General features: G+C 34.3%; 25 protein-coding genes. 10 read left to right on the forward strand and 15 right to left on the reverse strand.

Features of this window, described 5'->3' with window-relative positions; all coding sequences use genetic code 11:
• The 3 genes from BTM29_RS02645 to rsmG form a co-directional block, all read right to left on the reverse strand.
• Nucleotides 1-873, reverse strand: a complete 873-nt coding sequence (locus BTM29_RS02645) for a ParB/RepB/Spo0J family partition protein (RefSeq protein ID WP_076614026.1) — start codon at nt 871-873, stop codon at nt 1-3.
• Entirely contained in the window at nt 854-1,630 is a 777-nt protein-coding gene (locus BTM29_RS02650) for a ParA family protein (protein WP_076614027.1), read from the reverse strand. Before BTM29_RS02650 ends, BTM29_RS02645 begins: the two co-directional genes overlap by 20 nt.
• A 69-nt stretch (nt 1,631-1,699) precedes the next feature.
• Nucleotides 1,700-2,425, reverse strand: coding sequence for a 16S rRNA (guanine(527)-N(7))-methyltransferase RsmG (gene rsmG, locus BTM29_RS02655; protein WP_076614028.1), 726 nt, complete (start codon nt 2,423-2,425; stop codon nt 1,700-1,702).
• Between the two features lie 115 nt (nt 2,426-2,540).
• On the opposite strand from rsmG, the gene BTM29_RS02660 reads away from it, so the two are divergent.
• Together BTM29_RS02660 and BTM29_RS02665 are read left to right on the forward strand one after the other, a co-directional pair.
• Nucleotides 2,541-2,972 carry a GNAT family N-acetyltransferase gene (locus tag BTM29_RS02660; protein ID WP_076614029.1) on the forward strand — a complete coding sequence of 144 codons (432 nt, stop codon included), beginning with the start codon at nt 2,541-2,543 and terminating at the stop codon, nt 2,970-2,972.
• Nucleotides 2,973-3,054: 82 nt separating this feature from the next.
• A complete protein-coding gene (locus tag BTM29_RS02665) occupies nt 3,055-3,795 on the forward strand; it encodes a hypothetical protein (protein ID WP_076614030.1) in 741 nt (246 codons plus the stop codon).
• A gap of 116 nt (nt 3,796-3,911) precedes the next feature.
• Here the strand turns inward: BTM29_RS02665 and BTM29_RS02670 are convergent, their stop codons facing one another.
• Nucleotides 3,912-4,634 carry a MerR family transcriptional regulator gene (locus BTM29_RS02670; RefSeq protein WP_076614031.1) on the reverse strand — a complete coding sequence of 241 codons (723 nt, stop codon included), beginning with the start codon at nt 4,632-4,634 and terminating at the stop codon, nt 3,912-3,914.
• Nucleotides 4,635-4,874: 240 nt separating this feature from the next.
• Between BTM29_RS02670 and BTM29_RS02675 the strand changes: the two genes are divergently transcribed.
• Nucleotides 4,875-5,522 (forward strand): EAL domain-containing protein, encoded by a 648-nt coding sequence (locus tag BTM29_RS02675; protein WP_076614032.1) that lies wholly within the window; start codon nt 4,875-4,877, stop codon nt 5,520-5,522.
• Between the two features lie 184 nt (nt 5,523-5,706).
• Here the strand turns inward: BTM29_RS02675 and BTM29_RS02680 are convergent, their stop codons facing one another.
• On the reverse strand, nt 5,707-7,029 hold the full coding sequence (locus BTM29_RS02680; protein WP_076614033.1) for a C1 family peptidase: 1,323 nt from the start codon (nt 7,027-7,029) through the stop codon (nt 5,707-5,709).
• A gap of 58 nt (nt 7,030-7,087) precedes the next feature.
• On the opposite strand from BTM29_RS02680, the gene BTM29_RS02685 reads away from it, so the two are divergent.
• The gene (locus BTM29_RS02685; protein WP_076614034.1) at nt 7,088-7,762 is read left to right on the forward strand and encodes a type 1 glutamine amidotransferase; all 675 of its coding nucleotides are present in this window, start codon (nt 7,088-7,090) and stop codon (nt 7,760-7,762) included.
• Between the two features lie 205 nt (nt 7,763-7,967).
• Here the strand turns inward: BTM29_RS02685 and BTM29_RS02690 are convergent, their stop codons facing one another.
• From BTM29_RS02690 to BTM29_RS02710, 4 genes are all read right to left on the reverse strand, one after another.
• Nucleotides 7,968-8,762, reverse strand: coding sequence for a class II aldolase/adducin family protein (locus BTM29_RS02690; RefSeq protein ID WP_076614035.1), 795 nt, complete (start codon nt 8,760-8,762; stop codon nt 7,968-7,970).
• 195 nt (nt 8,763-8,957) lie between these two features.
• The gene (locus tag BTM29_RS02700; protein WP_076614037.1) at nt 8,958-10,325 is read right to left on the reverse strand and encodes a PTS transporter subunit IIC; all 1,368 of its coding nucleotides are present in this window, start codon (nt 10,323-10,325) and stop codon (nt 8,958-8,960) included.
• A gap of 24 nt (nt 10,326-10,349) precedes the next feature.
• Entirely contained in the window at nt 10,350-10,664 is a 315-nt protein-coding gene (locus BTM29_RS02705; RefSeq protein ID WP_076614038.1) for a PTS sugar transporter subunit IIB, read from the reverse strand.
• 22 nt (nt 10,665-10,686) lie between these two features.
• Nucleotides 10,687-11,169 carry a PTS sugar transporter subunit IIA gene (locus tag BTM29_RS02710; protein WP_157886432.1) on the reverse strand — a complete coding sequence of 161 codons (483 nt, stop codon included), beginning with the start codon at nt 11,167-11,169 and terminating at the stop codon, nt 10,687-10,689.
• A 222-nt stretch (nt 11,170-11,391) separates the two neighbouring features.
• Here BTM29_RS02710 and BTM29_RS02715 point away from each other — a divergent pair, with 222 nt between their 5' ends.
• Together BTM29_RS02715 and BTM29_RS02720 are read left to right on the forward strand one after the other, a co-directional pair.
• The gene (locus BTM29_RS02715) at nt 11,392-12,135 is read left to right on the forward strand and encodes a DeoR/GlpR family DNA-binding transcription regulator (protein ID WP_076614039.1); all 744 of its coding nucleotides are present in this window, start codon (nt 11,392-11,394) and stop codon (nt 12,133-12,135) included.
• Nucleotides 12,136-12,152: 17 nt separating this feature from the next.
• Complete coding sequence (locus BTM29_RS02720) at nt 12,153-13,112, forward strand: 1-phosphofructokinase family hexose kinase (protein WP_076614040.1); 960 nt, start codon at nt 12,153-12,155, stop codon at nt 13,110-13,112.
• A 57-nt stretch (nt 13,113-13,169) separates the two neighbouring features.
• Here the strand turns inward: BTM29_RS02720 and BTM29_RS02725 are convergent, their stop codons facing one another.
• Together BTM29_RS02725 and BTM29_RS02730 are read right to left on the reverse strand one after the other, a co-directional pair.
• Nucleotides 13,170-13,760 (reverse strand): ECF transporter S component, encoded by a 591-nt coding sequence (locus BTM29_RS02725; protein ID WP_076614041.1) that lies wholly within the window; start codon nt 13,758-13,760, stop codon nt 13,170-13,172.
• Nucleotides 13,761-13,825: 65 nt separating this feature from the next.
• Nucleotides 13,826-14,392, reverse strand: a complete 567-nt coding sequence (locus BTM29_RS02730; protein WP_083685905.1) for a Crp/Fnr family transcriptional regulator — start codon at nt 14,390-14,392, stop codon at nt 13,826-13,828.
• A 98-nt stretch (nt 14,393-14,490) separates the two neighbouring features.
• On the opposite strand from BTM29_RS02730, the gene BTM29_RS02735 reads away from it, so the two are divergent.
• Nucleotides 14,491-15,078: an NAD(P)H-dependent oxidoreductase gene (locus tag BTM29_RS02735; protein WP_076614042.1), complete on the forward strand. Its 588-nt coding sequence runs from the start codon at nt 14,491-14,493 to the stop codon at nt 15,076-15,078.
• A 3-nt stretch (nt 15,079-15,081) separates the two neighbouring features.
• Here the strand turns inward: BTM29_RS02735 and proC are convergent, their stop codons facing one another.
• The gene (proC, locus tag BTM29_RS02740) at nt 15,082-15,849 is read right to left on the reverse strand and encodes a pyrroline-5-carboxylate reductase (RefSeq protein ID WP_076614043.1); all 768 of its coding nucleotides are present in this window, start codon (nt 15,847-15,849) and stop codon (nt 15,082-15,084) included.
• Between the two features lie 179 nt (nt 15,850-16,028).
• Here proC and BTM29_RS02745 point away from each other — a divergent pair, with 179 nt between their 5' ends.
• Nucleotides 16,029-16,751, forward strand: a complete 723-nt coding sequence (locus BTM29_RS02745) for a DUF975 family protein (RefSeq protein WP_076614044.1) — start codon at nt 16,029-16,031, stop codon at nt 16,749-16,751.
• Here BTM29_RS02745 and BTM29_RS02750 read toward each other — a convergent pair.
• The 3 genes from BTM29_RS02750 to BTM29_RS02760 all read right to left on the reverse strand — a co-directional run bounded on the left by BTM29_RS02750 (nt 16,699) and on the right by BTM29_RS02760 (nt 20,040).
• Complete coding sequence (locus tag BTM29_RS02750; RefSeq protein WP_076614045.1) at nt 16,699-18,438, reverse strand: IS1182 family transposase; 1,740 nt, start codon at nt 18,436-18,438, stop codon at nt 16,699-16,701. The genes BTM29_RS02745 and BTM29_RS02750 overlap by 53 nt on opposite strands.
• 286 nt (nt 18,439-18,724) lie before the next feature.
• The gene (locus tag BTM29_RS02755) at nt 18,725-19,267 is read right to left on the reverse strand and encodes a GNAT family N-acetyltransferase (protein ID WP_076614046.1); all 543 of its coding nucleotides are present in this window, start codon (nt 19,265-19,267) and stop codon (nt 18,725-18,727) included.
• A 17-nt stretch (nt 19,268-19,284) separates the two neighbouring features.
• Nucleotides 19,285-20,040, reverse strand: coding sequence for a MerR family transcriptional regulator (locus BTM29_RS02760; RefSeq protein WP_076614047.1), 756 nt, complete (start codon nt 20,038-20,040; stop codon nt 19,285-19,287).
• Between the two features lie 135 nt (nt 20,041-20,175).
• On the opposite strand from BTM29_RS02760, the gene thiD reads away from it, so the two are divergent.
• Nucleotides 20,176-20,988 carry a bifunctional hydroxymethylpyrimidine kinase/phosphomethylpyrimidine kinase gene (gene thiD / locus BTM29_RS02765; protein WP_076614048.1) on the forward strand — a complete coding sequence of 271 codons (813 nt, stop codon included), beginning with the start codon at nt 20,176-20,178 and terminating at the stop codon, nt 20,986-20,988.
• A gap of 36 nt (nt 20,989-21,024) precedes the next feature.
• Complete coding sequence (locus tag BTM29_RS02770) at nt 21,025-22,035, forward strand: hypothetical protein (RefSeq protein ID WP_076614049.1); 1,011 nt, start codon at nt 21,025-21,027, stop codon at nt 22,033-22,035.

The raw sequence follows: 22,035 nt of genomic DNA on the forward strand, positions 1-22,035 counted from the left end.
CTAATCTAAACTTATTCCTAAAATATCTAAAATACGATTGAGATCATTAGTGTTAGAAAAATCAATCTCTAGTTTTCCATGACCACCACGTGTTTCCTTAACAGCAACACCAGTATCAAATTTCTCTACCAATTTCTCTTCAGTTGCACGGATATATGGTGATTTTGATTTTGAAACTTTTTTCTTTTTCTTAATATCATGCTTAGTTTCTGTAGCTAATTGTTCAAGTTGTCTAACAGTCAAATCTTCGCTAACTGCACGCTTTGCTAATTTATCAATTTGTTCTTTATCTTTTAAACTCAACAAAGTTCTTGCTTGGCCCATTGATAAGTCACCGTGTTGAACTAGTTTCTTGGTTGCTTCTGGAAGATTCAACAGCCTCAAATAATTGGCAATATATGGACGACTCTTACCAAGGCGTTGTGACACTTGTTCTTGAGTCAAATTTAATTTTGTGATCAAAGTTTTATATGCATCTGCTTCTTCTAGAGGTGTCAGATCTTCACGTTGTAAATTCTCCAACACAGCAATTTCCATCATGCCTGATTCACTTAGTGGACGAACGATTGCTGGTACTGTTGTTTGCTTAGCAATTTTACTTGCACGGAAACGACGTTCACCAGCAATAATCTCAAATCCATTAACACTTTCACGAACAATAATTGGTTGGAATACACCGTTTTGCTCAATGGATTTTGCCAATTCATTCAAAGCGTGTTCATCAAAAGTCTTTCTTGGTTGGTAAGGATTAGGACGGATATCTTCAAGTGACAAGTCTACAACTGTCTCTGAATTTTCATCAATAGCTTCAAATTCAGAAAAAATCGCATCGATTCCTTTTCCCAAACCTTTTTTATTTTTGTTTGATGCCATTACGTTTTAACACCTCCTTAGCAAGATCACAATAAGCCTGTGCCCCACGTGATTTGTCATCAAAATCAACAATTGGTAATCCATAACTAGGTGCTTCAGCCAATCTCGTATTACGTGGCACGATTGCTTTATAAACTCTATCACCGAAGTAAGATTTAACTTCTTCGACAACTTGTGCACCAAGGTTAGTTCTGGCATCTAACATAGTTAGAAGTACCCCTTCGATAGCTAGATTATTATTGAAGTGCTTTTGAACTAGTCGAATTGTATTGAGTAACTGGCTCAATCCTTCCAAAGCATAATATTCACTCTGAACAGGAATAATTATAGAATCTGATGCAGTAAAAGCATTGGTAGATAGCTGACCTAATGAAGGTGGACAATCAATCAAGACAATATCGTATTTGTCATCGACCTCTTCTAATCCAGCTCTAAGTCTAGTTTCTCTAGCCATCATTGTAGTTAATTCCATTTCAGCACCGGCCAATTGGATCGTGGCTGGTACGATGTCTAGATTCTTATGATTAGAATGAATAATTGTTTTGGCAAGTGGATATTCATTTACTAAAACGTCATAAACATCTTTTTCAACGTTAGCTTTTTTAATACCCAAACCACTAGTAGCATTACCTTGTGGGTCAATATCTACTATCAAAACTTTTTGACCTAAGTCAGTTAAGCACGCACCAAGGTTGATAGTAGTTGTTGTTTTACCTACACCACCCTTTTGGTTCGCAACGGATATTTTTCGTGCCATTTTATTCCCCTATTCTTAATATATACATTAAATTTTAACATTTAATAGTGGTTAGTTTAAGGCTATCCACTATTTCACGAGTGGTTTTCTAGAAGGTGTACCTGGTTTACGAGGATACTTGGCTGGGGTATTCTTTTCTTTGTAAATAAAAACAAAGTTTCTAAGTCCTTCATCATTTGGTAATTCAAATGATTTTTGATCTTTAATTGATCCACCGAGAACTTGGATCGAATATTTTGCCTGTTCAACTTCTTCAGGTGCTTTTTCAGATTTCATAGCGATGAATGTTCCACCAACCCTTGTGAATGGCAGACATAGCTCGTTTAATACATTCAATGCTGCAACGGCTCTTGCCGTTACAATATCGAATTTTTCACGATATAATTTGTTTTTTCCAACCTCTTCAGCACGTCCATGAACCAAGGTAACATCATCTAATTCTAATTTTTTAACTAAGCTATCAAGAAACTTGATTCTCTTATTCAATGAATCAATAATAGTTATTTTCAATTTAGGATTAATAATCTTTAACGGAATCGATGGGAATCCAGCACCTGATCCAACATCACAAAGTGTTAGTTCGTCGCTCAAAAGTCTTTCGTCCACAAAATCCAAAACCAACGAATCATAGAAGTGTTTCAAATAAACTTGGTTTATTTCTGTAATCGTCGTTAGATTCATGACTTTATTAGTTTCCACTAACTCATGAAAATATATTTCGAATTGTTCCTTTTGTTTATCAGTAAGTTCAATGTTCTTTTGGGCTAAAGCTTGATAGAATTCTTCTGGTCTCATTTTTTCCTCCACTCGTGAAACAAGTGTTTCACGCTTCTTAATCCTATATTATTATCGACCTTAATTCAATGCCGATTTAACCTATAATATAGATATGATTTTAAGGAGGTTACAAATGATTTCAGTAAAACATACAGATCAACTCGATTCTAAAGAACTGATTGATATATTAAAAGCTCGTGTAGAAGTATTTGTCGTTGAACAAAATTGTCCTTACCAAGAAGTTGATGACGATGACTATAATGATCTACATGTTCGCTTGATTGAAGATAACAATCTCAAAGCTTATACAAGGATTATCGACAAAGGTACAAAAATAAGTTTTGGTCGTGTATTAGTAGTGAAAAAATATCGTAAACAAGGTCTTGGTGAAAAAGTAGTCGCCGCTACAATTGAAGAAATAAAAAAGAGATTTCCAAGTAAACCTATACAAATTCAAGCTCAAGCTTATTTGCAAAAGTTCTATGCTCAATTTGGTTTTAAGCCAATTTCTAAAGTCTATCTGGAAGACAGCATCCCTCATATAGATATGTTTTTGGAATTTTAAAAATTATTTTGTCAGATTAAGAGCATATTGATGCTCTTTTTTGATACTATTACTAATGTATCCTGAGGGGGAAATTTCAAATATGTCAAAGTTTATTAAAAATAATCCAGTCTTGATCGCGATTTACATTCTTATAGCAATTTTATTCTGCATCGTTAACACTTATATCGGCATCGCAAGTATCATCATTGAATTAGTCATTCTTGGTGTCATCTATAATAAAAGTAGCGGTGAAAAGACCAATTCCAATAACTATCTAGCAGAGGTCACAGGTATCGCCAAGTTAGACGAAACTATCGTTACAACGAAGGACTTCTTCGTTATGGAAGGTATTGCATTCATTTTAAATATGCTGTCAATTTTCAGATTGCCTGTCCTTACAATCGATTCAACTATCAATAAGCTCAACCTAAGTAGTGACACGATGAACTCGATCAGCTCACTCTCACATAGAAGTGGTCTAACACTTTTTGATATTGGATTGCTTTTAACAAAGTCAGATATCTCATCACAAACTATTCAATACGGCCAATACGCTATCCTCATCACAATTATCTTGGCATTCGTGGGAATAATTGCACAATTGTTTAGAAAATATAGCAATCAGCTTCTACTAATATCCAGCATCTTACCCGCTGCCTTTTATATTATTTCTTATATTTCTAGTGGTAGTAACGCGATTATCAAAGGCATGATCGACACTGGATTTTATATGGGATTATTATCTTCAATTGGATTAACTACAATCGCCCTATTGAAGATGAGTATTCTAAAGACTACTGCACCTCAAAAAAGAGAACGCGAAGAAAATAGTTTTAAATAGAGCGGGCCAAACATTGGAACAAAAATAGGGACCTCATGAAAGTGAAGTCCCTATTTTTGGCGCCAAACGTAAGAAATTGTGTTTTGTCACGCGTTTTCACTGCAAATTTAAACTATCTATTTATCTTCATTAAAAACTTCGACACAAAAGTCTTTTTCACCACAATTTGGACAAGTTAACTTTCTAGTTTTTATAGTATGTTTAGCAAAAAAGGCTTCTTTAAATCTTGGCTTGAATATTGTATTACAGTTAGGACAAATGTAATTGACCGATCCGAAATAGTACTTTGTTAACCAACAGGCTCCTGCAATAGCAACCAACATTCCCAATCCAAAAATCCACCAGTTACCACTTTTAATGGAATATATTAGCGTAGCAATTTCTACTATGTCAATCGGTAATCCAAAAAGGATCATCCTTACATGTACTCTTCTTAATGACTGTTTATTATTCATAATATAATCTATGTCTTCAACTGAATTGATTGGAAAATTGTCCATATCGGAAAGTCCATTCAAGAAATTATCGACAACTTTTATTTTTTGATCAGCTTCTTTTGCCTGACTTTGTAATGATTTCTTTTGTTCTGTCAAAAGCAATATCATGATTTTAGTTGAATTATTGCTAGATAATATATCCTTGATAGAATTCAATGATAATCCCATACTTTTTAGAAGCATTATTAGCTTTAATTTGTTAAGATCATTATCTGAATATAATCTACGCCCACTTTCTGTTATCTGAGTTGGACACAAAATATTCTTCTTGTCATAATATTGAATTGTTCGAACGGAAACATTCACTTTTTTTGCAATTTCACCAGTCGTGTATTCAGACATAAAACTTCACCTCCATGAATAAACTTACATTATTACCCAACGTCACAAGCAAGTAAGAAACCAAAAATAAATAATTTGTCTTGATTTGGCGTTATGCCATCGTTTTATTTTTATGAAAATCATTTTCATCCAGTCTATACCATTGATGATGGGCAAAAAATAGATTACAATTAATATTATTAAATATTATCAAATAAACATTTAGAAAGTATCGATTCTAAATAAAAAGGAGATGCCTCTATGTATCGATTCTTTGCCCAGCCGCAAGTAAATGAAGAGGACAAGTCTATATTTGGATACGAATTATTATTGCGTACCAATGAAAATGGCTTTTGGACTTTGCCCAAGGATTTCACAAAAATTTCTATTGATGACCAAGCAGCATTGCTTGAAGTCATTTCCAAAAAGTTACACACAGAATTACATGATATAAAATTAGCATTTAATCTCAATCAAAAACAAGCCAGTGATCCGTTTACTTTAGGATCGATCATCGCACTAAAAAAGCGCATCAATCCAGCTGCTCTGACGATTGAATTGACAGAGGCACCAACTTTAGAAGAGATGAAAGAAATCAGTTTTATGTTACATCAATATAAAATTGCTATCGTGCTTGACGATGTTGGTACTGGTTCTAATACATATGACAATGTTAAACATCTATTGCCATACGTTGACCAAATAAAATTTGCAATGCAAAACCTCCGTATGGACGGTGATGCCGAAAAGATTCCTAGTTGTCTGAGTTTTTGGGTCGATTTAGCTAAGAAGTTCCGCTTAGAACTTGTCTTAGAAGGCGTTGAAGACAAAGAAGATCAGTCTCTAGCTAAAAAGTTTGGGATTAATATCCAACAAGGATATCTCTACGGTAAACCAGCGTTGCTCTAATAATACTGGATTGCAAAAAAAGGATTGTGACATAACTCCTTTTCTACTCAAACTTGCAGTGAAAACGCGTGACAAAACGCAACTTCCTCCGTTTAGTTCAAAAAAGCCCAGCATTTACTTTCGTAAATGTTGGACTTTTTAGTACTATACTCGAAAGCTGGGCGCGTTTTGGCACGCTCTCTAATTAAGCAATCGAATCCCAAGGTGCCAATACGATAGGTTCTTGTTTCAACATTTCTAACTCATCAGCACTTAGATACTTCTTATTAATAACAACATCATAGACATTTCTATCGAACCATTGATCATCCATAGTGAAATAGCCTTTTTCACCATTAGCCTCACCCCATGAATTCTCAACTTTAAAACGATTTGGTTGACCATTGATCAAGTTAACTCCAGTCAAAGTCATTGCATGAGTAATCTCAGATTGTTTATAATCCAACCCTTCACCCTTACTCATCTTAGTATCAATACCGAATAATTGATCTATTTGATGCAAATCACCAGATAACAATCCCTTTGTACGGTGTGACTGCTTACCAACATCATTACCGAACCAAACAGTATCATTGCCCTTCATTTGTGCAATACTTAATTCCTTTAAACGTTCGATTGGTAAATTCAGATAAGTTGTTTTTTGCCCACCGACCATATTTCCAGTGGCTTCAACCGTATAGATCTTACCGAATTCTTTGGAATCTTGTGGGGCATTAATAATATCCACATAATCATCTAGCTTCATGGTGAAGTATTGTTTCAAGAATTCCTTTGGAGTAATACTTGCTTCTTCAATCATCTTTTTGCTATCAGTTCCAATCGATAACTCGAATTCCTTAGGTGGTTGTCCAAACGAATAAACACATACCTTGTAAATTTCAGATAACATTTCATCAACTCGTTCATTAATTACAGTCTCTGATTTGTTATCATTAACTAATTCACGTAACTCAATCCCATTCTTGCGCAACATAATACCAATCACTGAATCAAACTCGGCAGTATTACTTGAAGCTGCAGTTTCTGGGAAAGCATAATCAGGAACGACACCATATTTCTTGATCAGGTCAGTCGCATATTGCCAGTATCCACCATCACCATTGGGCCTGCTGAACAAAGCATTCACTTTCCTATCAGTAACTGGTAAGTTGGCAGTTTCAATGATATTTTGATAAAAGTAATTGGCCTTTTCCAAACGATCAAAGAACGATAAATAATTTTGAGATAACTCAAAATCTGCTACGTCATATTTCATAGCGAATTCTGTTCTTAAGTTTGTTAAAGACGAAAATAACCAACAACGACCAGATCTCTTCTGATTTGAGACCTTTCCGGTTGGAACTGTGATGTTAAAAGTAGGGTTCAATTTACTTTTTACATCTGAATTTTGAGCAGTTTGGAAAATTCCCACTTGCGCAACAGCGTTTTTCAAGATATTATTCGAAGCATCTTGATTTAAGTTTTTGTGAAAGTCTGCTAAAATTTTACTATTAATTTCTTTAGTCAATTTAATCACCTCATTAAGATAATATATTACAATAGTTTTAACAACATTGGAGAAAATTATGACTGAAACAATAAAAATTGCTTATTTATACGAAGATTTGATGAATACCTATGGGGATAGTGGCGATGTTAAGATATTATCCTTTTTATTGAAGGAAAAGGGTTACGATACTCAAGTTGATAATATCAGCTTAGGAGCAAAGTTTGACGCCTTTGACTATGACTTCTTATTCTGGGGTGGTGGCCAAGACTTTGAACAATCCGTCGTCGCTAAGGACTTAGTTAGACATAAAGACACCCTCGAGAAATATATCAATGATGATAAACCCATGCTTTGCATTTGTGGTGGTTATCAGTTCCTTGGTGCTTACTATGAAACATCTGGTGGTGAAACAATCAAAGGACTAGGAATTCTACCATTCCATACCATTTTCAAAGCCGATAGCCGTATGATCGGTGACACTGAATACGAAACAGAATGGGGTAAGGTCAAAGCCTTTGAGAACCATTCCGGCCGTACTTACTTTGATGATAAATCTGTTTTAAAACCATTTGGTAAAATGATTGAAGGCTATGGTAACAACCCTGAAGAAGGTAACGAAGGTATGCGTTATAAGAACACTATCGGTAGTTATTCACATGGACCTATTTTGAAAAATGAGAACATTGCCCGTGCCATTGCTGATAAGATTGTTACATCCCATAAAGAACGCATGGCTGCTACAGCTAAGTAAAGTACAGATAAAATTTTACTATTATAATAGCATTATTGGATATGCTACCTTCCTAAGGTACACTTCTGGTAATGCTTTTTTGTACTAAAAAATGGGTAACCCTTTCTGCCGAGGGTTACCCATTTAATATCTAGGGGTTCTAGATTTATATTGCGCGAAGAAATAAGTTGGTGACCAATTTTAATCCGCGCAATTAATTTACAAATTATTGATTAATTGTTTCTAATTCAGAATTAGATTTGTGATTAAACAGAGCAATTTTTTTATTAAATACATCATCTAAAGTACCGATTTTAATTCCTTTAGAATAATATCCGTCTAAAGCTCCGTCTTTAATAAGCTTTGTTTGTTCCATAGCTATATGTGCGTTAAATTCCATAGTATCAACAACAGATACAGCTTTATGGATGGCTGTCATTCCTGACATATCTTTACCGCCAACAGTAATTAATACACCGTGTGAGTTCAACAAATATTCGTGCATCAATGCTGCATCACCAATGTTTGCAATATGCTTTGAAACAAGTTCTGCAAGTTCTTCTGAACAATTTTCCTTAAATGGAAGTGGCTCAACTCCCTTAACCTTTTGTGTTGCTTCGGTCAAATTAGGAATAGGAACCCCCATTGTTGCCCATGCTAGTTGTTCTTTAGCATGTGAATGGAATACTGACTTAATATCTGGATTAGTATCATATATAGCTTCATGCATATTTATTTCTCTAGTAAGATTACCAACTCCGTCCAAAATCTTTCTAGTATGTGGTTCTACAACTAAAATTTGTGCTGGACTAAGATCACCCAAATATGCTTCAGACATCATTGTTGGTGTCATAATTATATATTCTTTATCTTTATCACCATAATCTCCATCTTTATCAGTTACCTTAAATGAGAAATTACCTCCAGCAACATTTGTATCAAAACGATCAAAAATTGTTTTAACTACTTTAGCCATATCTTCACGTTCTAGTTCAAACATCATTCTACCTAAATTACGCATTTCTTTTACCTCTATTATTCAAATTTTTAAATCTCGTTTTATAACCATATTCCTTAAATAAGTAGCAAGTGATTCCAATATAAAAGGGAATTACTAAAATATTAGTTTTGATGAAAATAATGAAAAGTATTATATTGATGAACATCAACAAATCCCAAAAAGAATTACTTCTATTTTCAAAAATTTGCTTCATTATTATCCCTCAGATTTCTTTGTTAAATTTTCATATCTTTGAGATGGAAGTGGTGCCTTACTTATATGTCGATACATTAATACAAACAGTGCCATTAATGCCAAGAATCCGACATAAGCCCACCACTTTCCTTGTGCCATATAGGCAAACATTATTCTTAAATCTGGAGCTTCAATTGAGGACCATGTAATTTCAGATCCTTTAGGAATATTAATTGCTTGTGTCATCTTACCCATCTTTGTAAGAATAGGTGCTAAGAATGTTGCTCCATATAAGAACAAAGGTGTATACAAGAAACTCAATACAATCATTCTTAATAAATTTCCACCAGTCAATAACAATCCACCAACGGCCAAGCAGTAATTAATTACTCCGGCAAATGGTAACGTAGAATTTCCTGGCAATACAATTGCCCAGAACATAAAGAAAATAATATTTATAGTAGCTGTTACCCAAAGTTCGGCACTTTGACCAACGATAGGCCAATCAAGTCCAATATAAAATTCACGGTTCTTGAATTTAGACTTCATGTATTTACTCATAGCTGCACCAAACGGCGTAAGAGCTGATTGAAAATACTTAGCAACAACTGGGAATAAAGCCATAATTGCTAACATATATGTTGCAAAATTCAACACATTAGAAATGGGGGCTCTTGACAAGAGGCCAATTAGAATACCAATAATGAATCCCATTGCCCAAGGTTCTGATAACATTCCTATTTTTTGTTTCAAAGATTTAGCATCAATTCTCTTATTGAAAATTGGAATAAAATCCATAAGTCTATTAACTGGATACATTATGACTGCAGTGAATGTTTCAATATGGGTCACTGTTGTATTTGTGTAACCAAACATATCGGCAATTTGAGATTCCCATAAATCCCCCAGTTTCAATTCGATAATAACCTGAATAGTTGTTAACCCATATGCCCATAAATAAGAGCCTGATACGTAATAAATAATATAAGCTGTTAAAACTTTGCCCCATACATTCCACATATCGGCATTTATTGTTTTAGTCCAATTAAATATCAAAAGGATAAAATTAACACCAATTGTTAAAGCAAAAAATGTAAAAGCTAACGACCAAGCCCAAGAAATAGCGGCAGCTCCCGTCCAACCAACATCAATCGCCGTTAAATGTAATCCAGTGGCCTCACCTAGTCTTTTAGTCATAGGTGTAATCTGATCAACTAAGGCTCCGATAAGAATTGACATTCCAACAAAACCCACTACAAGATCAGCACCAGATTTCACGGCCTTTCTTAACTTCATTTTGAAAAGTAGACCTAAAAGAATAATTAATACCGGTACAAACACCTGAGCACCAGGTGCAAGAATTGCCTGAACTATATCATTCATACCCATTGGTATTTCCCCCTAAACTGAGCTTTATAGCCCAGCTTTCTTTTTGATATTTTCAAAAATTTCTTCTTGTGCATCATCATCAAATGTCAGGTAGGGGTTCATATTATAATGATCTAAATTTAATTCCTCACATTTAGATGTCACTTCATCAGTCTCAACACCAATATATGCGATAATGCTTGAATCTGATTCTAAAATACTCACAGCTTCACCAACTGGATGAACCTCGGTAACAAGATCATTTTCTAAACCAGAATCTTCAATTTGATCATTGAACAATGATGCAGTTGTTTCACTGCTTGCTACGCCACTTCCACAACAAATCAATACTTTTTTCATATTAATATCCTCCAATATGGGTTTAATTCTCTTTATCTAAATAAGTTCTATATAATTCAACAAGTTCAGTTTCAGACCTTGACGTTTCTAATTTATTAATGAAATCATCATTTCTTAATGCATAAATGATATTTTTCAACAATCCAGCTTGTCCTGAACCCTCTTTAATGCCCAAAAAACAAAAATTCGATGTTTCAATTTCTGTGTTGATTGCCATCTGTTTTATCTTTACCGGATTCTCGGTTCTACCAATAAAAATAAATGGAGATTTAACAAATTCAGGGTCAACGTGTGGAACTGCCAAAGTTATTTTTGGAGCTGCCAATCCTGTTGGGAATTCATTTTCACGATTCTTAACCGCTTCTATATATCCAGCATTAGCGTACCCTTTGGAAATCAACTGATTCCCAACATAATCAAAAACATCATTTTCTGTTTTTGCATGTATGTTCAAATTCACTAAATTGTCTTTAACCATATAGCTATAGCCTTTTACCGAAACCAATATTATTACCTCCTGTTTAATAAAGTTCATCTAAGTTCAAAGATGTTCAATTTGTTTACAAATGCATTGTAAGCTCTTTCAATGTTGATGTCAATAACTTTTATTTAATGCGCTTATTTATAGGGCTTCTATAAGATGTAAGAATAATATAACAATTTAACATTATTGAACATGTTTAAACTTTGGGGTATGATAGCCCTATAACGTAGAGCGGGTGATTGTATGATTAGAGAAGAGCGACAAGCAAATATTATTGAAATACTTAACAAACAGGGATATATAAAAACTGAAGAACTTGCAGATATATTAAGTGTCACAGGTATGACTATTAGAAGAGATATATCTGAAATGGAGAAATCTCATCAATTAAAAAGAATACGCGGCGGTGTTGAATCCATCACAGTCAGTAAACGTGAAAAAACAACAAAAGAAAAAGAAGCCCTCAATAGCAACTTAAAACGACAAATTGCTACTAAGATAGGCTCCTTATTAAACGAAGGCCAAAGTATTTTTATTGGTGCTGGTACAACTATTAATATGTTGCTACCAAAATTATTAGGAAAGAATTTACATGTTATAACAAATAACCTCGGAGCATTTACATACCTAATTGATAATAATGAAGACGCAATGCTAACTGGTGGAAAGTTACATAAAATAACTGGTGAATTCTACGGAGAAATAGCCGCCCATTCTTTTGATAATTTAATACTCGATTACTCCATAGGATCAACGAATGGAATCTATAATCAAAATGTGACAACTGCAAATACTGGTGAAGGACATATACAAACAGAAGCTTTCAAACACAGTAAAAAAATCATTATAGTTGCAGATCATACTAAATTTGATGAAAGCGATATGAATACTTTTATCAAGGCTGATGAGGTTGATCGTATAGTGACTGACAATGAAATAAGCGCATCAGTGAAAGAAAAATATTCTAAGTACTTTAAAATTATTTAATTAGGAGTGTTAACAAAATGATATTAACAGTAACAATGAATCCGTCAGTAGATATACTATACAGAATAAAAGAATTCAAATTAGATAACGTTAATAGAACTACTCCAAAAAAGTTTTTAGGTGGTAAAGGAGTTAATGCAGCCAGAGTATCATCCATACTGGGAGAAAAAACATTAGTAACAGGCTTTATTGGTGGCTTTAATGGTAAATATTTTTCTAAGCATTTAAATGATTTATCTCCAACGGAAAGACCAATGAAAAATGAATTTGTTTATTCTGAATTTGAAACAAGAAATTGCATAACAATTATGCACGACACTGAGTTGCAAACTGAGATAAATGAAATGGGATTTACTGTAAATAATTCTGAGATAGAGTCATTATATAAGAAAATTGAACAATCTATTAATTCATATGATATTGATATTATTGTATTGAGTGGTAGCCTGCCAAAGGGTACACCAAATAGTATATATTTTGACCTCATGAAATTTATAAAGAGTTTAAATACATCTATACAAATCATTTTGGATACATCTGATGAAATACTAAAAAGAACTATCGAACTTTGTTCTGAAAATAATATTTATCCAGACGCCGTAAAACCAAATCTTCAAGAATTACAATCTATTTCAAATTTAAAAACGGATAGCATTGATGAATTAATTAACTCAACAGATATTAAAAACATCCCAATAATTCTTGTTTCAAAAGGTTCTAAGGGGTGTTTTGCAAAAATATATGGGAAAAAATTCAGTGCAACCGTTCCAAAAATCATTGCCATTAATCCAACCGGCAGTGGTGATGCCACTGTTGGAGCACTCGCATATGCCTTACAAAACAGCTTGTCTAACAAAGCTTTATTGAAATGTTGTATGACCGCTGGATTATGTAATACTCTAGAAGAAAATATTGGCTATATTTCAAAAGAAACATACAACCAATATTATTCTAAAATACTAATTAAAAATCTATAATAAAAAGAAGTGTCTAAACTACGTTGCTGTAGTTTAGACACTTCTCTTATTTTCATATCAATCCAAAAACTTATTGGCTTTCAAAATAGCTGCCGAAATAGCGGGAGCAATAATAATCGCCGCAATCATTTCTGGAACTCCATTCGTACCAACAATTATAAGCAACAACTTATTGAGCAAATCAGTCTGAGTCGTGTAGGCCTGCGATAAAGCACTGGCATACATTATTCGCATCAATCCCAATACCAAGATAGTATTAGTCAATGAACCAAATGCTGATGCGATTCCCATTGCCACAACTCTTTTTTTGAAACGATTTTTTAAGGCTAAATATAAATATCCAGCAACCAATCCGACAACGATCCGTGGTAAAACAGCGACGAACGGGTTGGTAAACACAGTAGTATCAATAATAGATGTGGGACTAGTAAAGGCACGCACCATAGTTCCTAGTCCCCAAACAAGACCAACAATGGCCCCATCTTTAGGACCAAGTACGATAGCAGCAACAATCACAGTGATATGAATTATTGTTATATTAATAAATCCTGTGGGAATGAATCCCAAAAAAGGCACTAATGACTGAACAAAAATGATCGCCATTAAAATACCCAAAATAGCGATGCGATAAGCTTTTCGTTTTTGCATTAGCTATATTCTCCTCAAATTATTACTTCAATTCTATATTATTATACAAAACTATTCAAAATTTACTAATTACGATTGCGGATTCGACTTAATGACACTGGTGTAATCCCCAAAAATGATGCCACGAAATGTAACGGAACACGTTTTAAAACGATGGGATCATTACTGAGTAATTCTTGATAACGCTGTTCTGGAGAATGCTGAATTTGTGAGAAAAAAATATTGCGATATTCAATGAACCTCTCACAAATGAACCTAGTTATAGATGACTCTATTTCTGGATACTTCACTTTAATCGCATCAAAGTCCTTTTTACTTAGTTTTAAAACCTCAGTGTCTTCAATAGCTTCAATTGAAAATCCACTCGGTTGCCCCAAGTAGAAGCTTTCAAAGGAGGAAACCATTTGATTTTCAAAGAAGAATTGCAACGTAATATCTTTACCGTCATCGTTATGCCACAATCGTAACGCACCGTTGGTAATAATATATATTTCTGTGGCTGTATCTTCTTCGTCCAACAATGTACTTCCTTTTTGAAACTTTTCAGAAATAAATAATGAATGAAGTTCTCCCCAATGTTCTTCAATTTCAGGAAATTTATTTTTTAAATACTCCGACAAATTTTTTTGCATAAAATATCCACTTTCTTACTGTAAATTAACAATTGTTAAGGCGCACTATTAATACTTCTCATAGAATAAGAATCATCAATAAATGCGAGGTATTAATTATGAAAACTATTATTATTTTTGACCATCCATACACAGCAACTGCTTCTGAAAATGTACCACACAATCGTTCTTTCTTGGCAGCATTATTAAAATCTACTATGCAACAACTGAAATCAGAGAATAATGAAATTGATCTCATCGATTTACATGCTGACCATTTCAATCCCGTAATGTCAGCAACTGACCTATCTAATTGGAGACGCGGAAAAGCCATCAGTGAACAAGTTGCTAATTACCAAGATAGACTTCTTGATGCCGATAGGATCATTTTCATGTTTCCTATTTGGTGGGAAGTTATGCCTGCTATGACAAAGGGTTTCCTTGATAAGGTATACGCAAAAAATATCTTGTATCAAGCTGACTCGATGAAAACTGAGTTGAAAAATCCAAAAATAGAAGTCATAACGACCATGAGCACACCAAGTTTCGTATACAAATGTCTTATTGGCTCTCCTTTATCCAAGATGCTTTTTCGTGGAACGTTCCTCAAAACTAGACTATTTAATTTCAAGTGGAAGAATTTTTCCGGTGTAGAAAAAAAGCCCTTAGCCAAACGTGAACAACTACTACGTGACTTCAGACTTTAATTATTATTCACCTTCTGCAGCATCTACAGCTTTTATAACGGCGTTACGGAAACCATATTCTTCTAATGCCGCAACTCCTTTAATAGTAGAACCACCTGGTGATGTTACTTCATCTTTTAATGCAGACGGATTAAGATCAGATTGTAGTGCCAACTTACTTGATCCTAAAGCCATACCAATTGCAGCATCGTAAGCAAGTTTTCTATTCAATCCATGTTTAACGCCCGCGTCACTCAAAGCTTCAATGAATAAATCTAAGAATGCAGGGCTACAACCAGCGACTGTACCAAGAATTCCAAGTTGTGTTTCTGGTACTTCAACTAGTTGACCGGTGTATCCCATAATAGAGATCACTTGTTTCTTTTCCTGTTCGGTAAACTTTTCAGAGTAAGTAATTCCTGTAAATCCTGCACCAACTTTAACAGGTGTATTAGGGATTGCATGAGCAACTTTTGCGTCTGGTAAAGATTGTCTTAACTTAGCCACAGTCGCATTACCAGTGAAGGCAATTATCAACTTATCTTTACTGATGGACTTCAATTCCAAAAGCACACTATCAAGTGCATTAGCACCAACACCAATAAATATTGGATTAACATCTTCCAATTGCTTTATCTTTTGGACCAATTTGAATCCTAAATGTTCCTGCAAAGCCTTTGTTCGATTTGACTTGCCACCTTTAACAACTATTTCTTTGGCATCATAACCATTTTTGATCAATCCAGTGATTACAGCACCACCAATACTACCTGCACCAATAAATCCAATCATATTAATACCTCTTTCCAGTATTCATTACTTCTATTCTATCTAAATTTTAATTTAATTGAAATATAGAACTATTCATACATTACTTGCAACTATCCTGTTTCACTTAAATACCTGATAGTATAATCCTTTTCCAAAGGTTCACACTAGTGTATTCTAAGTACACTAGGGAGGATTAAATTATGAAAAACTATCACTCAAGAGCTGAGCTTAAAAGAGAAGTTAAAAACTTACTCAAGCGCAGATGGACAACTGGTGTACTACTGTACCTGATTCCACTACTTATAACTGGTATGGGTAATACAGCAAATAATCATAATCCAAATACTAAATTTGTATATGGATCCACTGATTTTTATGTAAATTTCACAATGTTATTTAGAGTTCTTGCTATTACAGGAATAATTACCTTTATACTTGGTGTTATTTTTTCACTAATATCCATTTCGGCAACATTTAGAGGATTAGACTGGGTAAATGATCCTGAACTAGATGTTCAACCACTAAAGAGTAACTTCACTTACTTCAGAAGCCCAGACTGGTGGAAGTTGATGCTTACTTACCTATTAGTAAACGTCTTCACTTTTCTTTGGTCACTACTTTTGATAGTTCCCGGCATCATCAAGATGTTTTCTTATTCACAAACTTACTTTATCTATAAAGACCTAAATGACCGTAACCTTGCGGATGATTATTCATTAACAGACTATATAACTAAGAGTAAAGAATTAATGAGTGGTAACAAATGGCGCTACTTTGTACTTCAACTTAGCTTCTTAGGATGGTTCATTTTGGGTGGAGTGACTGTAATTGGTATGCTTTGGGTATTCCCATATTACAAACTTACAATGGCTAATTTCTATAAGGACTTAGCTGAACAAAATAAAGATATTTTAGGATACTAGAGTACACAGAGTGTGAAAAAGCACGTTCAGTTTTCGAGTATAATCGCAAATAAGAGCTTGTGACAAAACTCCATAAAAAATAAGACCAGAACTTGGAAATCCGAAGATTTCCTGTTCTGGTCCTTTTGTTTTTTAAAGAAAAAGCCATTCTTTTGGCTAGTTTTCCCATATTCATTGCCATTAAGGCTAATCCCATTTGGCTTTTGACTTTATCAGTTCCACGAACCGTGAACCTGGTAAAATGCAAATAAGCCTTAAGGTGTCCAAAAACCGGTTCTACATCGATTTTTCGTTGGGCATATATTTTTGCCCCAACTTTACCATAAAGCTTCTCTCGTTCATGTGCTTTGAAATATTCCCATTCAGAATTAATATAAATATATCTGACACCTCCACTTTTATTAAATGCCGCATCAATTATTTCTTGATTCTCATCTTTTGATTCGGCTTTATAACAACGAAACTGTCTTTTAAATTTATATTTATCGGTTCTAATAGTAACTCTTAGAAAGTTGAATCTAACACCGTTGGGATCAATGTAATAATCATCGATATCATGGTAGTCCCAGTTTAGAACTTTCTTTTCATCTGATTTCCATTTACGACTATTTTCCTTGAGCATCGTACCGTAAGGAATCAAGGAAGTTTGGTCTAGTAATTCATCTTCAATATATCTGTAGTTAGATTCTGAACCATATCCTGCATCAGCCACTATGAAACGTCCTAAAACTCGGTGGGTCTCCAGAGTTTTGAGGAATGGAATCAAGGTACGAGTATCGGTTGGATTCCAGAACAGATCATAATCCAAGGTAAATTGATTACTAGTGGCAATCTGTAGGTTATATCCAGGTTTCAGTTGTCCGTTTTGCATTGGGTCTTCTTTGACTCGCATGAATGTAGCATCATGGTCAGTTTTTGAAAAGCTATTACGTTCACCAAAAATCTTCATATCTTCTGAATATTTATCATGCTTCTCACTGATATGTTTTGTCTTGTTTAACTTGGATTTCATTATTCTCCGCACCCGCTTCGCAGAGTTAGGAGAGATTTTCTTGGTTTCTTCTACTTTTAAATCCAATTGTTCAATTCGTTCTTCTAACTTAGCAATAGTCAAATCTAAATTATCATAGTCCATGGGTAATGATTCTGAAAAGGCAGTGGTTTCAACTTCTTTTATTTCATTTAGAATGACTTCAGCTTTTTCGCGGTTTAAATCATCATAATGAATGATTTTCTTCTTCCAGACAAACGAATATTTATTGGCATTCGCCAAAATCTTGGTCCCATCAATAAATACACAATCGTCAATCAAGTTATGTTCAACTAAAAAGCTACGCATAGATTCAAAACTTGATTGAATCATCTCCATAGCTTCGTCGGAAACTATAAAGCGTGCAATTGTGCGATATGAAGGAACGTGTTCTTGAGTCAACCAACGTGCATAGATATTCTCGCGAGCTTCTCGCTCAATTTGGCGACAAGTGTAGCGACCTCTAAGATATGAAAATAGTACTAATTTTAGGACGGCCCGCAAATCATATTCACGCGGACGTCCTGTCTCATAACTATCGTGAAACTCAATAGATTCCACTAATTCATTGATATAATACGCTTCGTGATCTTTCTCTGGAATAAATTCGATTGCCATATTTAAACTTGTCTGATTTATGTTATAATTATTGAACATAATTTGGAACATCCTTTCGAGGGTGATTTCGTGGAGTATCGGTGTTCGGACCGGTGCTCTTTTTTTATTATTCTTTTATTATACAAGAAGAGCCTTCATACGGAAACCGAACGTTTCTGTATGAAGGCTCTTTTAATGTAGAGTTATGTCACAAGCTCTTATTTTGATTAAACGGAGAAAATTGTGCTTTTTCACACGTTTCCACCGCAAGTTTGAGTAGAAAAAGAGTTACGTCACAACTCCCTTTTTAAAATCAAACAAAGAAAATTGCGTTATGTAACACGTTTTAACTATGTTCCAACATCGAATAGATATTTGCATCATGGAACTTACCATCAGAATAAATATGTTCTTTCAAAGTACCATCTAAGTGGAATCCATTTCGAATTGCCACATTGTTACTAGATGTGTTTTCTACTTCTGCCAGTAAAGCGATTTTGTGCATGTCTAACTCTTCAAAGCCAATCTTAATTGCAGCCTTCACTACACGTGTCATAACACCGTTATGTTGATAACCTTTGCCCAACCAATATCCAATGGAACAATGACGATCAGCATGATCAAAGTCGTGAAAGTCAAACATCCCTGCGACTTTACCATCAACCAAAATAGTCACTGGCCAAAGAGCTTTTTTAGTTATTTGTTTCTGGCAATATTCCAAAAACCTATGCTCATTTGCGACAGTCTTAGTATCTTGTGCCCATGGCATATATTTTTCTAGCTGCTGTCTATTCTCATCAACTAAGGCAAATAAATCAGAGTCATCATCTGGCTTAACAATTCTTAATTTGATGTGCTCATCAACTACCCAATCAACTTTCCCACTCACAGAATCACCTCATTATACTATTTAGTATAATGGTATACCACATCTCGTAAAAGTTGTACAACTGGCTTATTAGCTTTGTTATTGTAATAATCTGAGAACCTTTTATCAGTTATATACATATCGACCAATCCACGATGTGTACTAGCACTATAATTGGGCAAACTATAACTCAACCACTTCTTATGATCTTCATATACCAATTTTGCATAAACAGAATCTAAATCAGATTCATCAACTTTCAAAAGATTAACAAACATATCCTCTTCAATTTTTTTCATCTTCTTAATATCCACTTGCCTTAATCCTGCAAATTTATGATTTGATTCATCTACCACATCGTCACCATATTTGTCCCGTATTTCTTTTCCAAACTCAGATTCATTCTCTTTTATTTTAATATTTTTAAAAGCTTCAAACTTATCATTATCAGTCATTGTTATTTTCTCCTGTTTTGCCTTAATAGTTGCATTCACTGTATTGAGGAGTTCATCAAGATTCCTTTGTTTAAGTACCAATAACTCTTGTTGTTCTTTCAAAGCTGTCAATTCTGAATAATCGTCATCATTCATCAATTGTTTTATTTTTGATAGTGAAAACTCCAAAGCTCTGTAGAAGAGTATTTGTTGCAGTCGATCTATCTGCTTTTCTCCATAAATCCTGTAATTATTTTTACTATTATATTTAGGTTTCAACAAATCGATTTGGTCATAATAACGTAATGTACGCGTACTTACACCCGCCAAATCAGCAAGTTGCTTGATTGTATACTCCATCTCTTCACCCCCAACAAAAAGAAGTTTACTGTATAACGTAACGTAAAGGTCAACAAAATTTTCAAATCAATATCACTTTTTTTACTTAACTGTTAATATTAAAGTTAAATAATATAAAAAAAGCTAGGTGAGTGAATTATGAACGAATTTATTCAGGTATTAACCATTGCAGGCTCTGACTCAGACGGTAGCGCCGGAGCTCAAGCAGATCTAAAAACTTTTATGGCACGTGGTGTTTACGGAATGTCTGTCTTAACTGCAGCAGTTGCAGGTAACTCATACGGTATTCATGATAGTATCAATATGCCATCAAGTTTTATCAAAAGCCAGATCAAGGATATCAAAGACGACTTTAATGTTTCTGCATTTAAGACTGGTATGCTTTCTGATTCCGAAATTATTCGTACTGTTGCCGAAGAGATCAAAGACAAACCATTTGGTACTTTTGTATTAGATCCAGTTATTATTACAAAACATGGAGCAATGTTGCTTGAAAGTGAAGCTTATCAAACATTGATCGATGAACTATTCCCACTAGCAGACCTAATAACTCCTAACTTCTATGAAGCTAAGAAATTATCTGGTCTAGAATTAAATAATCATGAAGAAATTGTTGAAGCAGCACATAAATTAAGAGATCTTGGACCTAAGAATATCATGATCAAAGGTGAACATGCCGACGAATCAATGGATTCTGTTGAAGACTTCGTTCTACTAGAAGACGGCCAATCATTTTGGATCTCTGAACCATATGTTAAAACTGAGCATGTTAACGGAACTGGCGACACTTTATCATCAAGTATCGTTGCCGAAATTGCTAAGGGTGAATCTATGGAAAATGCCATTAGAATTTCTAAGACATTTACATATCATGCTATTAAAAATGAAATTGCAGTTGGACATAAATATGGACCTATCAACCATTTCATCAAAGATGATGTAAAATAGTACCTGTAGTGTCAAACGAATCGGAGGGTTAAATTTATGGTAAGAATCACAAAAATTTCTGCCGGAACAATATTATTGATTCTATCAATTATTTTAATGATAAAATCTGGCTTTGAAAATTTTATCGCGGCATTGGTTGGAACTGGTGCAATTGGTGGAGCAGCGGGAATTTTATTAGCTATCACTTACATTATTGCAGCAGCCGTTTATATCTTGACGAACAGATCTTACAGCGTCGTTCCTGATGTTGTCAGCTTCGTTATTTTGATTTTGGGTGGACTAATGGGATTATTTAACTCCAGTCTTCCTGGTACCAAGTTCTTAGTTATTTGGTCTTGGATCGGAATCGTTATCGGTGCTATTGTCTTAATAATCAGCATTGCCGATTTGATCTTGCACCCTGCTACTGAAGAGGATGAAGAACCACTTGATGATAATTATGATCAACCAAATAATTATCAACAAAACCAAAACAATCAATATCCTCAACAAAACTATTATCAACAACCTATGCAATATCAAGATCCTAATCAAAATCAATTCGGACAAAGTCCTTATCAACAACCAAATCCTCAGTTTAATCAGGGTCAAAATGGATACCAAGGACAAAATCCTCAATTCAATCAAAATCAGGGTAGCTACCAAAATAACCAATATAATAATCAAAATAGACAGCCTAATCAATATCCCCAAAATAATTTCAACCCTCAATTTAATCAACAAAACCAACCTAATAGACAATTTGGTTCTTCGCAACAAAGTCAACAGACAAATTATCCAGTTCCAACAAACAATGGACAATTCAATAGAAATAACCAAATTAATAACAATCAAATGAACCATAATAACCAACCAAATCGACCTAATCAATTTGGTAACATGAATCAAAATAACCAAATGGGTCAACAAACAATGAATAGACAATTTGGTCAACAGCAACAAGGTTTCAACCCGCAACAAAACCCAAATCAGCCTAATCAAGCACCCACAAATGGCCCTTATGGTTTTAAGAATTTTGATCCAACTAAGAGTCGTAGTCACAAATAA

Source organism: Companilactobacillus allii (assembly GCF_001971585.1).
Lineage (GTDB): Bacteria > Bacillota > Bacilli > Lactobacillales > Lactobacillaceae > Companilactobacillus > Companilactobacillus allii.

What these genes read in the sequence shown, in the direction of transcription:
- BTM29_RS02750 (WP_076614045.1), bottom strand. Translation starts at nt 18,438, where the DNA reads ATGTTCAATAATTATAACATAAATCAGACAAGTTTAAATATGGCAATC.
- BTM29_RS02720 (WP_076614040.1), top strand. Translation starts at nt 12,153, where the DNA reads ATGATATTAACAGTAACAATGAATCCGTCAGTAGATATACTATACAGA.
- BTM29_RS02700 (WP_076614037.1), bottom strand. Translation starts at nt 10,325, where the DNA reads ATGGGTATGAATGATATAGTTCAGGCAATTCTTGCACCTGGTGCTCAG.
- BTM29_RS02690 (WP_076614035.1), bottom strand. Translation starts at nt 8,762, where the DNA reads ATGCGTAATTTAGGTAGAATGATGTTTGAACTAGAACGTGAAGATATG.
- rsmG (WP_076614028.1), bottom strand. Translation starts at nt 2,425, where the DNA reads ATGAGACCAGAAGAATTCTATCAAGCTTTAGCCCAAAAGAACATTGAA.
- BTM29_RS02675 (WP_076614032.1), top strand. Translation starts at nt 4,875, where the DNA reads ATGTATCGATTCTTTGCCCAGCCGCAAGTAAATGAAGAGGACAAGTCT.
- BTM29_RS02730 (WP_083685905.1), bottom strand. Translation starts at nt 14,392, where the DNA reads ATGCAAAAAAATTTGTCGGAGTATTTAAAAAATAAATTTCCTGAAATT.
- BTM29_RS02645 (WP_076614026.1), bottom strand. Translation starts at nt 873, where the DNA reads ATGGCATCAAACAAAAATAAAAAAGGTTTGGGAAAAGGAATCGATGCG.
- BTM29_RS02650 (WP_076614027.1), bottom strand. Translation starts at nt 1,630, where the DNA reads ATGGCACGAAAAATATCCGTTGCGAACCAAAAGGGTGGTGTAGGTAAA.
- proC (WP_076614043.1), bottom strand. Translation starts at nt 15,849, where the DNA reads ATGATTGGATTTATTGGTGCAGGTAGTATTGGTGGTGCTGTAATCACT.
- BTM29_RS02715 (WP_076614039.1), top strand. Translation starts at nt 11,392, where the DNA reads ATGATTAGAGAAGAGCGACAAGCAAATATTATTGAAATACTTAACAAA.
- BTM29_RS02670 (WP_076614031.1), bottom strand. Translation starts at nt 4,634, where the DNA reads ATGTCTGAATACACGACTGGTGAAATTGCAAAAAAAGTGAATGTTTCC.
- BTM29_RS02725 (WP_076614041.1), bottom strand. Translation starts at nt 13,760, where the DNA reads ATGCAAAAACGAAAAGCTTATCGCATCGCTATTTTGGGTATTTTAATG.
- BTM29_RS02665 (WP_076614030.1), top strand. Translation starts at nt 3,055, where the DNA reads ATGTCAAAGTTTATTAAAAATAATCCAGTCTTGATCGCGATTTACATT.
- BTM29_RS02770 (WP_076614049.1), top strand. Translation starts at nt 21,025, where the DNA reads ATGGTAAGAATCACAAAAATTTCTGCCGGAACAATATTATTGATTCTA.
- BTM29_RS02705 (WP_076614038.1), bottom strand. Translation starts at nt 10,664, where the DNA reads ATGAAAAAAGTATTGATTTGTTGTGGAAGTGGCGTAGCAAGCAGTGAA.
- BTM29_RS02660 (WP_076614029.1), top strand. Translation starts at nt 2,541, where the DNA reads ATGATTTCAGTAAAACATACAGATCAACTCGATTCTAAAGAACTGATT.
- BTM29_RS02685 (WP_076614034.1), top strand. Translation starts at nt 7,088, where the DNA reads ATGACTGAAACAATAAAAATTGCTTATTTATACGAAGATTTGATGAAT.
- BTM29_RS02760 (WP_076614047.1), bottom strand. Translation starts at nt 20,040, where the DNA reads ATGGAGTATACAATCAAGCAACTTGCTGATTTGGCGGGTGTAAGTACG.
- BTM29_RS02735 (WP_076614042.1), top strand. Translation starts at nt 14,491, where the DNA reads ATGAAAACTATTATTATTTTTGACCATCCATACACAGCAACTGCTTCT.
- BTM29_RS02745 (WP_076614044.1), top strand. Translation starts at nt 16,029, where the DNA reads ATGAAAAACTATCACTCAAGAGCTGAGCTTAAAAGAGAAGTTAAAAAC.